This is a genomic window from Xanthobacter sp. NM-59, from assembly GCF_021401125.1.
Lineage (GTDB): Bacteria > Pseudomonadota > Alphaproteobacteria > Rhizobiales > Xanthobacteraceae > Xanthobacter.
The window spans coordinates 1,042,403-1,057,294 of sequence record NZ_JACBFQ010000001.1; the positions used below are offsets into that span (position 1 = coordinate 1,042,403).

General features: G+C 67.0%; 11 protein-coding genes, 1 tRNA gene and 1 pseudogene. 11 read left to right on the top strand and 2 right to left on the bottom strand.

Going from position 1 to position 14,892, the window contains the following annotated elements:
• Nucleotides 1-4: 4 nt before the first annotated feature.
• A pseudogene (locus tag L0966_RS22440) lies at nt 5-121 on the top strand (IS3 family transposase); the annotation flags it as partial.
• 482 nt (nt 122-603) lie between these two features.
• Here the strand turns inward: L0966_RS22440 and L0966_RS04875 are convergent.
• Together L0966_RS04875 and L0966_RS04880 are read right to left on the bottom strand one after the other, a co-directional pair.
• A tRNA-Thr gene (locus L0966_RS04875) sits at nt 604-679 on the bottom strand.
• Between the two features lie 147 nt (nt 680-826).
• Complete coding sequence (locus tag L0966_RS04880; protein ID WP_234050689.1) at nt 827-1,207, bottom strand: hypothetical protein; 381 nt, start codon at nt 1,205-1,207, stop codon at nt 827-829.
• A gap of 263 nt (nt 1,208-1,470) precedes the next feature.
• On the opposite strand from L0966_RS04880, the gene L0966_RS04885 reads away from it, so the two are divergent.
• The 10 genes from L0966_RS04885 to purF all read left to right on the top strand — a co-directional run bounded on the left by L0966_RS04885 (nt 1,471) and on the right by purF (nt 14,773).
• Nucleotides 1,471-3,174, top strand: coding sequence for a helicase HerA-like domain-containing protein (locus L0966_RS04885; RefSeq protein ID WP_370640624.1), 1,704 nt, complete (start codon nt 1,471-1,473; stop codon nt 3,172-3,174).
• A 212-nt stretch (nt 3,175-3,386) separates the two neighbouring features.
• Entirely contained in the window at nt 3,387-3,848 is a 462-nt protein-coding gene (locus L0966_RS04890) for a hypothetical protein (protein WP_234050690.1), read from the top strand.
• Between the two features lie 417 nt (nt 3,849-4,265).
• Entirely contained in the window at nt 4,266-5,645 is a 1,380-nt protein-coding gene (locus L0966_RS04895; protein WP_234050840.1) for a dipeptidase, read from the top strand.
• A gap of 141 nt (nt 5,646-5,786) precedes the next feature.
• Nucleotides 5,787-7,268 carry a replicative DNA helicase gene (locus L0966_RS04900; RefSeq protein WP_234050691.1) on the top strand — a complete coding sequence of 494 codons (1,482 nt, stop codon included), beginning with the start codon at nt 5,787-5,789 and terminating at the stop codon, nt 7,266-7,268.
• Complete coding sequence (alr, locus tag L0966_RS04905) at nt 7,265-8,437, top strand: alanine racemase (RefSeq protein WP_234050692.1); 1,173 nt, start codon at nt 7,265-7,267, stop codon at nt 8,435-8,437. Before L0966_RS04900 ends, alr begins: the two co-directional genes overlap by 4 nt.
• Nucleotides 8,438-8,709: 272 nt before the next feature.
• Complete coding sequence (locus L0966_RS04910; RefSeq protein ID WP_234050693.1) at nt 8,710-10,269, top strand: inorganic phosphate transporter; 1,560 nt, start codon at nt 8,710-8,712, stop codon at nt 10,267-10,269.
• A gap of 309 nt (nt 10,270-10,578) precedes the next feature.
• Nucleotides 10,579-10,842: a type II toxin-antitoxin system ParD family antitoxin gene (locus L0966_RS04915; RefSeq protein ID WP_234050694.1), complete on the top strand. Its 264-nt coding sequence runs from the start codon at nt 10,579-10,581 to the stop codon at nt 10,840-10,842.
• A gap of 93 nt (nt 10,843-10,935) precedes the next feature.
• A complete protein-coding gene (gene radA, locus L0966_RS04920) occupies nt 10,936-12,399 on the top strand; it encodes a DNA repair protein RadA (RefSeq protein WP_234050695.1) in 1,464 nt (487 codons plus the stop codon).
• A 123-nt stretch (nt 12,400-12,522) separates the two neighbouring features.
• Entirely contained in the window at nt 12,523-13,239 is a 717-nt protein-coding gene (locus L0966_RS04925; protein ID WP_234050696.1) for a CvpA family protein, read from the top strand.
• Between the two features lie 46 nt (nt 13,240-13,285).
• Nucleotides 13,286-14,773, top strand: coding sequence for an amidophosphoribosyltransferase (gene purF / locus L0966_RS04930; RefSeq protein ID WP_234050841.1), 1,488 nt, complete (start codon nt 13,286-13,288; stop codon nt 14,771-14,773).
• Nucleotides 14,774-14,892 lie beyond the last annotated feature (119 nt).

Below are 14,892 nucleotides of genomic sequence, written 5' to 3' on the forward strand. Positions count from 1 at the left end.
TGCTCTGCAGCCCTCGATGAGCCATCGCGGCAACGGTCACGACAACGCCGTGGCCGAGAGCGTCTTCGCCCTGCTCAAGCGCGAACGCATCCGCCGCAAGCATACGCGGCGGGATGCTGCCGCCCGTCACGTTCGAACGGCAGAACAAGGCGAAGGCCGAGGGCGTCTCGAAAAATCGGGGCGGTTCACCTCGCCGTACCGCATCTGAACATCTACGCTCCGATCCTGACGACCGTTCATCCGCCCCTGCGGTCCTACCGACAGTCCATGGCCGCGAGCACATTCACACGACGGTGACGGAAGCCCACGCCCTGTTGGAACCGCGAGCCGGCCGGGAGTAGCGCAGCCATTAGGTCATTTTCGCCAATGATCCCGATCGAATTCGGCACCGGCGATATGCGGCGGCGGCGAATGTGGGGTGCGCGCAGGTCGGGCCTGTTCCTGCAACGTCCCGCCCCTGCCCTCGCCCTTCGACCGTGGCGCAAGGCGGTGAACAGGCCAGCGAAGCTGTGCAGGAGCGGCCCTGCCAGGAAAACCACGCCGAGGTTAGCCGAGGGCCGGGAGCTATGAGCCCCAGCGTTCTGCTGTGATTTCAAAGTGAAGTGGTGCCGCGGAAGGGATTCGAACCCCCGACCCACGCATTACGAATGCGTTGCTCTACCAGCTGAGCTACCGCGGCACGCCCTCCTCATACGAACTGCGCGGGGCCTTTTCAAGGGTGGTGGAGGCGAAATGGATCCTGCGGACCGCCCGTCCACATCCTGCTGCCCCTTTTCCGCGACTGCGGGAGGCCACGTGTCTCGACTTCATCCCGCGTTTTGTGCCTTCAAACCACCTGGCGCAGCCCTGGAATGGCGCGCACAAGGTGGTTGATCGCGTCATCCCCCACCGTCTCACGGGCATAGGCGACGGTTTCGCGAACGGCCGTCTGCACCTGCGGCATGGTCAGGCCGAGCGCCATCATGCGATCGGCCACTTGCATCAGCCGCGCCATGCCGCCGAAATGACGCTCGCAGGCCGGTGGCGCAGGCTCATCGGGAATCTCTTCCAGCAGCGCCGGAATCCATGGATGGGCTGCCAGAAGGGGGGCCATGTCCTCCCGCGGAGCCTCGCGATCGAGGAATTTCAGCACTAGGCCCACGACCCCGCGTGCGGTTGCCGGGTCCAGATCCAGCCGCTGCGACAGCCGGGTGATGAGTTCATCCATGTGCGCTCCTGGAACCGGGTTGGGGACCTCAGCCCGCCTGATGGCGCGCGCAGCTTGCCCACCCCGGCGGGCGGGCGCAAGACGCGGCGCGTCACGAGCGCCGGGGTGGGCCGGCCGCCGGCTTGCCGCCAGGGGTGAACCTGCCGCCACGGGTGAACTTGCCCCCACAGGTGAAACCGCGCGACAACATCCCATCCGACTCGCCCTCCGGGCCTCCCGCCAGCGGGAGTTTCCGGAAGGAATGGTTCCAAGAGGACAGCTCCATGACGCCGCAAGCCCCCTCATCGAGCCCTGACGTGGACGGCAAGATCTTCCTCGGTAAGGTGCTCGGCCCGGAACCGGCCACGGCTGCCAAGGCGCGTAAAAGCGCGGCGCCAACCGTCATGGATGCGGACGAATACCTCACCTTGCGGCTCGCCAACCGTCATGGGCTGGTCACCGGAGCCACCGGCACGGGCAAGACGGTGACTTTGCAGGTGTTGGCGGAAGGCTTCTCGCGGGCCGGCGTGCCGGTGTTCGCGGCCGATATCAAAGGCGACCTCTCGGGCATCGCCATGCCGGGCGAGTCCAAGGATTTCCTGCTCTCCCGCGCCACCGAGGTGGGCATCACCTACACGCCCGACAGCTTCCCGGTGATCTTCTGGGACCTGTTCGGCGAGCAGGGCCATCCGGTGCGCGCCACCGTCTCGGAAATGGGGCCGCTGCTGCTGGCGCGCCTCATGAACCTCAACGACACGCAGGAAGGTGTGCTCAACATCGTCTTCCGCATCGCCGACGAGCAGGGCCTGCTACTGCTGGACCTGAAGGACCTGCGGGCGATGCTGGCCTATGTGTCCGAGAACGCCTCCCAGATCAGTGCCCAATACGGCAATGTGAGCCCGCAGAGCGTGGGCGCCATCCAGCGGCAGTTGCTGATGCTGGAGAACCAGGGCGCCGACAAGTTCTTCGGCGAGCCGGCCCTGGAGATCCGTGACATCATGCGGGTGGACCGTTCGGGCTACGGCACCATTTCGGTGCTGGCGGCGGACAAGCTGATGGGCGCGCCGCGCCTTTATGCATGCTTCCTCCTGTGGTTGCTCGCCGAACTCTTCGAGCAGCTGCCCGAAGTGGGGGATCCGGACAAGCCCAAGCTTGTCTTCTTCTTCGATGAAGCCCATCTGCTGTTCGACGAGGCGCCGAAAATCCTGCTGGAAAAGGTGGAACAAGTGGTCCGCCTCATCCGCTCCAAGGGGGTTGGCGTCTATTTCGTCACCCAGAACCCGCTGGATGTGCCCGACAGCGTGCTGGCTCAGCTGGGCAACCGGGTGCAGCACGCTTTGCGCGCCTTCACCCCGCGCGACCAGAAGGCCGTAAAGGCTGCGGCGGAGACCTTCCGCCCCAACCCGGCCCTGAACACGGCGCAGGTCATCATGGAGCTGGGCAAGGGCGAGGCCCTCATCTCCACCTTGGAGGGCAACGGAATTCCCTCCATCGTCGAGCGCACCTTGATCCGCCCGCCGTCCGCCCGCGTGGGGCCGCTCAGCGCGCCGGAACGGGCTGCCATCATGGCGAAAAGCCCGGTCGGCCACACTTATGATACCGCCATCGACCGTGAATCCGCCTTCGAGCGCCTACAGCAGCGGGCCGAGCAGCAGACAGCGGACCATGCGCGCGAAAGCTCGGCCCCGGCGAGCCCTCCCGCCTCGTCCAGCGGCGGTGGTGGGATTCTGGATTCGGTGCTGGGCACCGTGCTCGGCCTGCCCGAGGTGAAGGCCGAGCGTACCGGCCAGACCAAGCCCTCCTCGCAGAAGACGACCGGCGGCACCAAGGGCCGCACCGGCACCAGTGTGCCGAAGAGCGGAACGTCGAGCCGCATGTCTACAACCGAGCTGGTTGTACGGCAGGTTGCGCGATCGGTCGCAACCCAGGTTGGAACACAGCTTGGCCGTGCGATCCTGAGGGGTATTCTGGGAAGTATCAGCCGTTGATTTTCCTGATATTCCGCACCGAATAGAGCAAAAGTTCCATTAGGGCCAAAAACTAACACCTGACCCTGGTAAGGGAGCCTGTTGCCTGATGCACGCATAACAGGTATCTTCTGTTGTGACAGCGAGATTGCGGGGTCTCGCATGTCCCTTTTCTGAATGGTGCGTCTCATCCTGGTTCAGCCGGATGGGCGCCACAGCAGATGGAGCGCCTCATGAAGGTGTTACCGACAGCCCGCATTCTCATCGTTGACTCGCAGGTGGAGCGTCGCGAGGCGCTTCGCAATTCTCTCATCGCCTTCGGCGTTGGTGGCGTTCAGGAAGCCGGCAGCCTTGAAGCGGCGGCCGGCAGCATGGCCACCGGGCAGCCGGATGTGCTGATCGTGCACGCGGACAATCCGGATCAGATTCCGGAGAACCCCTATCGCGATGGCAATGGCGCCCCCGCGGTCCTGGTCGCCGAAGCCCCCACCCAGGCGCTGATGCGCGCGGCTGCCCGTGGCGGCTATGATGCCGCGGTCGGCGCGCCTGCCGCGCCTCCTCTATCGTCGCATCGGCTCTGTCATGCAGCGTGCCCGTCGGGTGGTGCGTGGCGGCGCGGTGTCCGCTCCGGCTTCCGCCGATCAGATTTCAGGCGATGCCGGCCATGTGGCTGCGGCGCCCTTGAGCTGACATGAAGCACGGCGCCAATGCGGCGCCGTGCCTGCGCGTTGCCGGGCGTTACTGCCCCCGCCCTACGACGGCTCCGACCTTTGCGCTGGCCCGCTCCCGCTGGATGCGTCGTGCCGCGCAAGGCGCGGGCGCGAGCCCTCCAGGCGCCCCCCCTTTCGATATGATGGCGTCGTGCGTCACGATCGTGTCGTGGGTCCCTGGGGGAAAACGCAAAGCGTCCGCCCTTTACCGTCGCGCGCCCCTGGCGCATCCTTCCACCGGCATGCAACCATCCCTCGCGAACGGCCGCTGGTGACGGCGGCGCCCTGGCCCGGATGGCACAATTCTGCCGAAAGGCCGGGGCCTTATGGCCGCCGGCAGGCGAGCACGCGACTCGTCGGCGGAACCGGGGCTGGCCCAGGCCCTGCGGAATGGAGGACATGATGACGGCGGTGGATCAGGCATTGGAGAAGGTCGATACGGGACTCGACGCGTCCCTGGCGCGGCTGTTCGAATTCCTGAAAATCCCGTCCATCTCCACCGATCCCGCCCACAAGTCCGCCTGCGTTGCGGCGGCCGAATGGGCGGCGGCCCAGCTCGCCGATCTCGGCCTTGCGGCACAGGTGCACCAGACGGCGGGCCATCCGGTGGTGCTGGCCCGCACCGACACGGGCGCGGCGCGCCGGGTGCTGTTTTACGGCCACTACGACGTGCAGCCCGTGGACCCCCTGAACCTGTGGCAGACCCCGCCGTTCGAGCCCCGCCTGGGTGAGACGCCGGATGGGCGGCGCACCATCGTGGCGCGGGGCGCGGCCGACGATAAAGGCCAGGTGCTCACTTTCCTCGGCGCCCTGCGCGCCATCAGGGACACATCCGGCCGCCTGCCGGTGGACGTGACCGTGATGCTGGAAGGCGAGGAGGAGTGCGGCTCTCCCAGCCTGCCCGCCTTCCTGGCGGCCCACGCGGACGACCTGAAGGCGGACATCGCTTTGGTCTGCGACACCGGCATGTGGGATGCGAAGACACCCTCCATCACCACGTCCCTGCGCGGCATCCTGCACACCGAGCTCACTATTACCGGCGCCAATCGCGACCTGCATTCGGGCCTGTTCGGGGGGGCGGCGGCCAACCCCATCCACATTCTCTCCAAGATCATCGCCGACGTGCACGACGCGAACGGCCGCGTCACCATTCCCGGCTTCTATGACGATGTGCGCGAGCCGCCGGCGGAGGTGCGCGCGCGCTGGGAAAAGCTCGGCCTTACCGCCGAAGGCTTCCTGGGGCCGGTGGGGCTGTCCCGCGCGGTGGGCGAGCACGACCGCATGCTGATCGAGCAGATCCAGTCGCGCCCGACCTTCGAAATCAATGGCATCTATGGCGGCTATACGGGGGAAGGCTCGAAGACCATCATCCCGTCCAAGGCCACGGCCAAGATCTCGTTCCGCCTGGTGGCGGACCAGGACCCGGCGAAGATCCGCGACGCCTTCGCGGCCTTCGTGGCGGCGCGCGTGCCGGCGGACTGCAAGGCGGAGCTGGCCAAGGCCGAGGGCTCGCGCGCTTTCATGGTGCCGCCCGAGAGCGCGGACCTCATCAAGGCGTCTGCCGCGCTGGAGGCCGAATGGGGCGTGAAACCGGTGACCATCGGCACGGGCGGGTCCATTCCCATCGTCGGCCAGTTCAAGGCCCTGCTGGGGGTGGATACCCTGCTGATCGGCTTCGGCCTCGACGACGACCGTGTGCACTCGCCGAACGAGAAGTATGATCTCACCTCGTTCCACAAGGGCACGCGCAGCTGGGTGCGAATCCTTGAGGCCATCGCCTGAAAGGTCCAGGGAGAGCGATGTCGCCGCTATCCCCGAAGTTCACCCCTGTGGAAGATTTCCCTTGCCGCGGAGTCATCGTGGCAAGGGACTCGTAAGGGCTAACCCTGTTAAACGAGATCCCCAAGCCGTGGACTCGTGACCATGCTCGATCTTCCGAACAAGGGGGAAATCGTCCCCACCTACCGCCAGGCGCCCCACAATCTGGAGGCGGAGCAGGCGCTGCTCGGCGCCATTCTGGTGAACAACGAGGCGTTCTACCGCGTCTCCGACTTCCTGGAGCCGCGCCACTTCTACGAACCGCTGCACGGCAAGCTGTACGAGGTGGTGAGCGCGCTCATCCGCGCCGGCAAGATCGCGACGCCCGTCACGCTCAAGACCTTCCTGCCCGCCGAGCTGGACGTGGCCGGGCTCACCGGCCCGCAATATCTGGCGCGGCTGGCGGCCGAAGCCACCACCATCATCAATTCCGAGGATTACGGCCGCGCCATCTATGACCTCGCGGTGCGCCGCGATCTCATCCAGATCGGCGAGGAAATCGTCAACGACGCCTTCGACGCGGCCGTGGACGCCTCGCCTCAGGAGCAGATCGAGCAGGCGGAAAAGCGTCTCTACGAAATTGCCGAGAGCGGGCGCTATGACGGCGGCTTCCTGAAGTTCGGCGATGCCCTGCGCGAATCGGTGGACATGGCCTCCAAGGCCTTCCAGCGCGACGGGCACCTTTCCGGCATCGCCACCGCGCTCGACGACCTCGACCAGCAGATGGGCGGGCTCCAGCCATCGGATCTCATCATCCTGGCCGGGCGACCGGCCATGGGCAAAACCTCGCTCGCCACCAACATCGCCTTCAATATCGCCGCCGCCTATCGCGGCGAGCAGAAGGCCGATGGCTCCATCGAGGCGGTGTCGGGCGGCGTGGTGGGCTTCTTCTCCCTGGAAATGTCGTCCGAGCAGCTTGCCACCCGTATTCTCGCGGAGCAGGCGGAAATCGCCTCCTACAAGATCCGGCGCGGCGACATCTCGGAATCCGAATTCTCCAAGCTCGCGGCCGCCGCCCAGACCATGCAGGCGATCCCGCTCTATATCGACGACACCGGCGGCATCTCCATCGCCCAGCTGGTGGCGCGCGCCCGGCGGCTGAAGCGCCAGCGCGGGCTCGATTTTATGGTTGTGGATTACCTGCAGCTCCTGTCCGGCTCTTCCAAGTCCTCGTCCCAGGGGCGCGTGCAGGAGATCACCGAGATCACCACCGGCCTGAAGGCCTTGGCGAAGGAACTGCAAGTGCCCATTATGGCGCTGTCGCAGCTTTCGCGTCAGGTGGAAGCGCGAGACGACAAGAGGCCCCAGCTTTCGGACCTTCGCGAATCCGGCTCCATCGAGCAGGACGCCGACGTGGTCATGTTCGTGTTTCGTGAGGAGTATTACCTCAAGAGCAAGGAACCCAAGCCGGGCACAGAGGAGTGGTTCAAGTGGGAGATCGAGATGAAGGCGGCCGAGAACACGGCCGAAATCATCATCGGCAAGCAGCGTCACGGCCCGACGGGGACGGTGAAGGTGCATTTCGAGCCCCAATTCACCCGCTTCTCCAACCTGGCGCGGGAGGACCACCTGCCGCCCCGGAGTTGACGGACGGGCAAGCCACAGGCGCCCCCGACGCCGCCGCCGACGCCGCCGCCGAGGCGTTCGCGGCCGCCGAGCCGGATGCGGGGGCGATTCTCACGGTGGACCTGTCCGCCATCGCCGACAATTGGCGTACCCTTTCCGCCCTCGCCGCCCCCGCCGAATGCGCGGCGGTGGTGAAGGCCAATGCCTATGGCCTCGGCATCGACCGCGTCGCCCCGGCCCTCTGGCGGGCGGGCGCGCGCACCTTTTTCGTGGCGCACCTGAAGGAGGCGCAGCATCTGCGCACCCTGCTGCCCGAGGCCACCATCTATGCGCTGAACGGCCTTCTGCCCGGCACCGCTCCGGCCTTCGCCGCGGCGAATCTCCGCCCCGTCCTCGGCTCGGCACCGGAAATCGGCGAGTGGAGCGACTATTGCCGTGACCAGGGGGTGAACCTGCCGGCGGCCATCCATGTGGATACGGGCATGCACCGGCTCGGAATTTCGCTGGAAGAGGCGGTGCGGCTGTCCGAGAGCTATCGGATGCTGGGTTTCACGCCCAGCCTCATCATGAGCCATCTCGCCTGCGCCGACACGCCCGGCCATGTGCTCACCGCGCGCCAGCATTTGGTGTTCGCGGACGTGGCGCGACGCTTTCCACAGGTGAAAGCCTCCCTCGCCAATTCAGCCGGCACGCTGATGGGGCGGGAATTCCGCTTTGATCTCGTTCGGCCGGGCATCTTCCTCTATGGGGGCGTCGCCATTTCTGGTGTGCCGCCGCTGCGCCCCGTGGTGCGGCTCGAAGCGCGGGTGATCCAGGTGGGCACCGCCCCTGCCGGCGAAACGGTGGGCTATGGCGCCACCCAGCGCCTCACCCGCGACAGCCGCCTGGCCACCGTGCATGTCGGTTACGCTGACGGCTTCTTCCGCGCCGCCGGCTCCACCGATGCCCGGCGCGGAGCCGAAGCCGTGCTGGCGGGCCAGCGCTGCCCGCTGGTCGGCCGCATCTCCATGGACCTCGCCACCCTCGACATCACCGACCTGCCGCCGGACACCGTGGCGCGCGGCGACAAGGCGGTGTTCCTGGGCGAGGGTATCAGCGTGGACGAGCTGGCCGAAAAGGCGGGCACCATCGGCTATGAGGTGCTCACCGCCTTGGGCGGGCGCTATCTGCGCCACTATATCGGCGGATGAAAGCGGCGCCCACCGCCCCGAATGCGGTGGGCATGCTCCGGCTCATCGCGTTGATGCGCATTGCTCAAGGGCACCGGTATCCACTTCGGTCGAAAAACGCCCGAAGTGGTATCCTGAAGCGTCACTCGCGTGTCACGCCCTCCTGTCAACCAACGGGCGGCCGTCCAGCAGGACGGATCTCCGATGGTTGAATGGAGACGTTCATGTCGCAAGCCGCGACGCCGCATCACGCCCCAGCGGCAGGCCACCACGCCTCTGCCAGGCGCGCGTCCATGGATCGAGACCATGGGCTCCTGGAAATCTTCCTGTTCTTCGCCCTGCTGATCGGGGGCCTTGGTTTTACCGGCTTCTCCATCTGGAGGGATGTGGTGGACTCGGGCACCAGCACGCTGGCCATCCTGCCCTTCCTCCTCCTGGTGGTGGCGCTGCTCATCGCACTCGGCTTCGAGTTCGTGAATGGCTTCCACGACACCGCCAATGCGGTGGCGACGGTGATCTACACCAATTCGCTGCCGGCCCATTTCGCGGTCATCTGGTCTGGCGCCTGGAACTTCCTGGGCGTTCTGGTTTCCTCCGGCGCGGTGGCGTTCGGCATCGTGTCGCTGCTGCCGGTGGAGCTGATCCTCAATGTGGGGTCCGGCGCCGGCATGGCCATGGTGTTCGCGCTGCTCATCGCCGCCATCCTGTGGAATCTCGGCACCTGGTCGCTCGGCCTGCCGGCTTCCTCCTCCCACACCCTCATCGGCTCCATCATCGGCGTCGGCGTCGCCAACCAGCTGGTGCAGGGGCGCGATGGCACCTCGGGCGTGGACTGGGGGCAGGCCGCCAATGTGGGCTACTCACTGCTGTTCTCGCCCATCATCGGCTTCATCGCCGCCGGCCTGCTGCTGCTGACGCTGAAGGTGACCGTGCGCAACCCCTCACTCTATCGCGCGCCGGACGGCCACAAGCCGCCGCCGTGGTGGATTCGCGGCCTGCTCGTGCTTACCTGCACCGGCGTTTCCTTCGCCCACGGTTCCAATGACGGGCAGAAGGGCATGGGCCTCATCATGCTGATCCTCATCGGCATCGTGCCCACGGCCTACGCCCTCAACCGCGCGGTGAACGTGGAGGAAGTGGCGCAGTTCCGTGCCATCGCCCAGGCCACGGAAGCCTCGCTCCAGCAGGCCGCCGGAAATGCTCCCGCGCCGGCGAATCCGCGCGCGGTGCTCACCGCCTATGTGCGCGACCACGAGGTCGGCGCGGACGTGCTGCCGGCGCTCGCCCAGGTGACCCGCGAGATCTCGGACATGGTGGGCACCCATGAGACGCTGGCGCAGGTGCCGGCGGCCTCGGTCTCCAACATGCGCAACGACATGTACCTCGCCTCGGAGACCATCCGGGTGATGGGCAAGACCGGGGCGCCGAAGCTGGATGCCACCGCGCGCGACAATCTCGGCGCGTTCAAGAAGCAGCTCGACCAAGCCACCAAGTTCATCCCGCTTTGGGTGAAGGTGGCGGTGGCCATCGCGCTGGGCCTGGGCACCATGGTGGGCTGGAAGCGCATCGTGGTCACGGTGGGCGAGAAGATCGGCAAGACCCACCTGACCTACGCCCAGGGCGGCGCGGCCGAGCTGGTGGCCATGGCGACCATCGGCGCGGCCGACATGTATGGCCTGCCGGTGTCCACCACCCACGTGCTGTCCTCGGGCGTGGCCGGCACCATGGCGGCCAATCACTCGGGGCTGCAGATGTCCACGGTGCGCAATCTGCTGATGGCGTGGGTGCTCACCCTGCCGGCCGCCATCGTGCTGTCGGGCGGCCTCTATCTGGTCCTGCGCCAAGTCATGTGAACAGCAAGACCACTCACGCGCCACGGCCGGGACGGACCTTCCGCCCCGGCCGTTCTGCATCCTGCAGGCGACGGAGAGCCTCCACAAGCGAGGTCGCCGCGCGACCTCAGCCGCCCCCACCCGGCAGCGATCCGAAACCGGCGCCGGTGGTATTAATCTGATGTTAACCATGTTTGGCAAAGCTGGGCACGTGCCTGAAGCGGCCAGGGACATGGGCTTGGAGCATCGCGGAGCACACCGCGCCTCAAACCTCCCCACAGCGTTTCCGGCAGCCAGATCTCGCGCCTGCGCACCCGTTGGGAGGCCCTCATGTCTGAACACCTCGATCTTTCAGCGGAACATTCCGGTCTCATCGACCGTTTCGTGGCCTCGGGCCGGTTCGAGGGCCCCCAGGCCGTTATCGGCGCCGCGCTGGCGCTCCTGGAGGGCCGCGAGCGCGAGCGCGCCGAGAAGCTCAGCGTGCTGCACGACGCCATCTCCGGTGAGATGGAGGCCACCTTCCGCGAGATCGAGCAGCTCATTTCTTCGGGCCTTGCCACCTTCCAGGCCCCGCTTCTGCGCGAGGCCTGCTGAAAGGCGGGCATCCCCGCCAGCGCCGCCGGCCAATGATATAAGCTCCCCCGGAGGACATGGCGGATTCGGCCGGCATGTCCGATCGGGATGCTCATGGCCAAACGCGACCACACATTCGTCTGCCAGTCCTGCGGCACCGTCTATTCGCGCTGGCAGGGCAAGTGCGATGCCTGCGGCGCCTGGAACACCATTTCCGAAGAAGTCGCCGTCGCCGCATCGGTGCCCGCCGCCCAGCGGGCCAGCCGCAAGGGCCGGGCCTTCGCCCTGGAGAGCCTGGAGGGCGCGGGCAACCCGACGCCCCGCCTCGTCTGCGGCATTGGCGAACTGGACCGGGTGGCCGGTGGCGGCTTCGTGCCCGGCTCCATCCTCCTCATCGGCGGCGACCCGGGCATCGGCAAATCCACCCTCCTGGTCCAGGCCTCGGCGGCGCTCGCCGCGCGCGGGCTCAACGTGGTCTATGTCTCCGGCGAAGAGGCGGTGGACCAGGTGCGCATGCGCGCCCAGCGCCTCGGCCTCGCCGGCGCCAAGGTGGGCCTTGCGGCCGAAACCAACGCGGAAAACATTCTCGCCACCCTCGCGGGCGGGCCGCCCGTGCATGTGGTGGTCATCGATTCCATCCAGACCATGTGGTCCGACAGCGTCGAATCGGCGCCCGGCACGGTGACCCAGGTGCGCACCTCCGCCCAGCTCCTGGTGCGCTATGCCAAGCAGACCGGGGCCTGCGTGATCCTCGTCGGCCATGTGACCAAGGATGGGCAGATCGCCGGTCCGCGGGTGGTGGAACACATGGTGGACGCGGTGTTCTCGTTCGAAGGCGATGGTGGCCATCAGTTCCGCGTGCTGCGCGCGCAGAAGAACCGCTTCGGCCCCACCGACGAAATCGGCGTGTTCGAGATGACCGGCGGCGGGCTGAAGGAGGTGGCCAACCCCTCCGAGCTGTTCCTGTCCAACCGCGATCTGGGCGCGCCCGGCACCGCCGTGTTCGCCGGCATGGAAGGCACCCGGCCGGTGCTGGTGGAAATCCAGGCGCTGGTCGCCCCCTCCTCCCTGGGCACGCCGCGCCGAGCCGTGGTGGGCTGGGACCCCAATCGCCTGTCCATGGTGCTGGCGGTGCTGGACGCGCGCTGCGGCGTGCGGCTCGGCGGACATGACGTTTATTTGAACGTGGCCGGCGGCTTCCGCATCAACGAGCCGGCGGCGGACCTGGCGGTGGCTGCGGCCCTGGTTTCCTCCCTCACGGGGGCCCCGCTGCCGGCGGATGCTGTGTATTTCGGGGAAGCCAGCCTCACCGGCGCCGTGCGGCAGGTGTCGCAGGCTCCGGCCCGCCTCAAGGAGGCCGCCAAGCTCGGCTTTGCCCGCGCCATCATTCCGGCCGGCGGCCTTGATGGCACAACGCCTCCGGTGGAGGTGGACGCCATCTCCTCCCTGGCCCAGCTGGTGGCCTCCATCGCCTCCCGCGCGCCCCGAAAGGCAGCCATGCGCCCCGCTCAAGGCACGGCGGGCGCCCGTTCCCGCGCGGCGGTAGCCGCCGCCGGCGACCCTGAGGACGAAGACTGACCCAACAGGGAGGATGACGAGCCGGGAAGCGCGGGCTATATGACCCGCGCGGCGCGCTCCGCATGGCGTGGAGCGGCAGGGTGCGCTTGTCCCGCGCGCCACCGACCACGGACCGATGCACCAATGCCTGTCACCCTACTGGACATCATTGTCATTTCCGTGATGCTGATTTCGGGCATCCTCGCCATGGTGCGAGGGCTGTTGCGGGAAGTCTTCAGCATCCTGTCGTGGGCTGTCGCCGCGGGCGTCACCCTCTTTTTCTACAAGCCTGCATTGCCTTATGTGAAGCAGTACATCTCCCAGGATACGGCGGCCACGGCCGCCACGGTGGGAATACTGTTCCTGGGCACGCTGCTCATCGCTTCCATCCTCACCGCGCGCATCTCCGACGTGGTGCTCGACAGCCGAATCGGCGCGCTCGACCGCAGCCTGGGCTTCCTGTTCGGCCTGGCGCGCGGCCTACTCGTGATGGTCGTTGCCTTCCTTTTCTTCAACTGGCTGGTTCCGACGAAGAGCCAGCCGCCGTGGGTCGTGGACGCAAAATCGCGTCCCGCCTTGCAAAGTGCGGGCGATTGGCTGATGGCCCAGTTGCCGGATGACCCTGAAAACACCATCTTGAACAAATTAAAGAAGCAGCCCGCCCCGGAAGAGGGTGATAATCCCGCAGCCCCGGCGGGGGGCCAGCGTTCCGACAACACGGGTCTCGGGGCTCAAGGCAGGGTGGCGTTCGCCGCCCAGGGAACCCAAGGAAGCCAACGGTCCCTTTCGGGCAATAACCCGCAGGTGGATCAGCAGGGTTTCAACCAGTTGCTGGAGAGCACGCGCGGTACCGGCCACTAGGGCCGCCGAGCGGAGGTGCAAAATGGACAAGATGGACGCGGGCGGCATGAACGGCGCGGGCGACGGCACCCATTATTCCTCCGGGATCGATCTCGATCTCGACGGTGACAGCCTGCGCGAGGAATGCGGCGTGTTCGGGATCTACAACCATCCCCACGCCGGAGCGGTGACGGCCATCGGCCTGCACGCCTTGCAGCACCGCGGACAGGAAGCCGCCGGCATCGTCTCCTTCGATGGCCGGCGCTTTCATTCGGAGCGGCGGCTCGGCCTCGTGGGCGACGCCTTCTCCGACGCCGCCGTCATCGATCGCCTGCCGGGCGATTCCGCAGTGGGGCATGTGCGCTATTCCACCACCGGCGAAACCCTGCTGCGCAATGTGCAGCCGCTGTTCGCCGAGCTCGATTCCGGCGGCTTCGCCGTGGGCCACAACGGCAACCTCACCAATGGCCTCACCCTGCGCAAGCAGCTGGTGCGCGAGGGGGCCATCACCCAGTCCACCACTGATACCGAGGTGATTCTTCACCTGGTCGCGCGCTCCAGCAAGCCGCGTTTCATCGACCGCTTCGTCGATGCGCTCCAGCGGCTGGAGGGGGCCTACTCGCTGGTGGCGCTCACCAACAAGAAGCTCATCGGCGCCCGCGACCCGCTGGGCATCCGCCCGCTGGTGCTCGGCACCCTGGAAGGCTCGCCCATCCTGGCTTCCGAAACCTGCGCCCTCGACATCATCGGCGCGCGCTATGTGCGCGACGTGGAGAACGGCGAGGTCATCGTCATCGACGAGGACGGCCTGCAATCCTACAAGCCCTTCCCCGAGGTGCCGGCGCGCCCCTGCATCTTCGAGTACATCTATTTCGCCCGGCCGGATTCAGTGGTGGGCGGGCGCTCCGTCTACCAGGTGCGCAAGAAGTTCGGGCAGGTGCTGGCCGAAGAGGCCCCCGCCAATGCCGACGTGATCGTGCCCGTGCCGGATTCCGGCGTGCCGGCGGCGATCGGCTTCTCCCAGCATTCGGGCATTCCCTACGAGCTGGGCATCATCCGCAACCACTATGTGGGGCGCACCTTCATCCAGCCCACCCAGACCATTCGCGATCAGGGCGTGCGCATGAAGCACTCGGCCAACCGCTCGGTGGTCGAGGGCCGCTCCATCGTGCTCGTGGACGACAGTCTGGTGCGCGGCACCACCTCCGTGAAGATCGTGCAGATGATGCGTGATGCCGGCGCCAAGGAGGTGCATTTCCGCATCGCCTCGCCGCCCATCACCCATCCCGATTATTACGGCATCGACACGCCGGACCGGAACAAGCTGCTGGCCGCCACCCATGATCTGGAGGGCATGCGCCGCTATATCGGCGCCGATTCCCTCGCCTTCCTGACGGTGGACGGCGTGTATCGGGCCATGGGCTATGAGGGCCGCGACCCGGTGCGGCCGCAATTCACCGACCATTGCTTCACCGGCGACTATCCCACGCCCCTCACGGACCGTTCCGGCGCCGTCGGCGCGCAGCAGCTCTCGCTTCTCGCCGAAGCGAGCTGAGCCTTTCCGGCGCGGAGCCCTCCCTCCGCGCCGGGCCATGGCGCCCGTTCGAGACCTCCAGCGCCGGATCGGCCCGCCGCCCCTTATTCCGTTCAAGCCCATCTCACGGACCGAAGGCG

Excerpts from the sequence above, each read along its gene's own strand:
- L0966_RS04895 (WP_234050840.1), top strand. The coding sequence starts at position 4,266 with ATGACGGCGGTGGATCAGGCATTGGAGAAGGTCGATACGGGACTCGAC.
- L0966_RS04925 (WP_234050696.1), top strand. The coding sequence starts at position 12,523 with ATGCCTGTCACCCTACTGGACATCATTGTCATTTCCGTGATGCTGATT.
- purF (WP_234050841.1), top strand. The coding sequence starts at position 13,286 with ATGAACGGCGCGGGCGACGGCACCCATTATTCCTCCGGGATCGATCTC.
- radA (WP_234050695.1), top strand. The coding sequence starts at position 10,936 with ATGGCCAAACGCGACCACACATTCGTCTGCCAGTCCTGCGGCACCGTC.
- L0966_RS04915 (WP_234050694.1), top strand. The coding sequence starts at position 10,579 with ATGTCTGAACACCTCGATCTTTCAGCGGAACATTCCGGTCTCATCGAC.
- L0966_RS04885 (WP_370640624.1), top strand. The coding sequence starts at position 1,471 with ATGACGCCGCAAGCCCCCTCATCGAGCCCTGACGTGGACGGCAAGATC.
- L0966_RS04890 (WP_234050690.1), top strand. The coding sequence starts at position 3,387 with ATGAAGGTGTTACCGACAGCCCGCATTCTCATCGTTGACTCGCAGGTG.
- L0966_RS04880 (WP_234050689.1), bottom strand. The coding sequence starts at position 1,207 with ATGGATGAACTCATCACCCGGCTGTCGCAGCGGCTGGATCTGGACCCG.
- L0966_RS04910 (WP_234050693.1), top strand. The coding sequence starts at position 8,710 with ATGGATCGAGACCATGGGCTCCTGGAAATCTTCCTGTTCTTCGCCCTG.
- L0966_RS04900 (WP_234050691.1), top strand. The coding sequence starts at position 5,787 with ATGCTCGATCTTCCGAACAAGGGGGAAATCGTCCCCACCTACCGCCAG.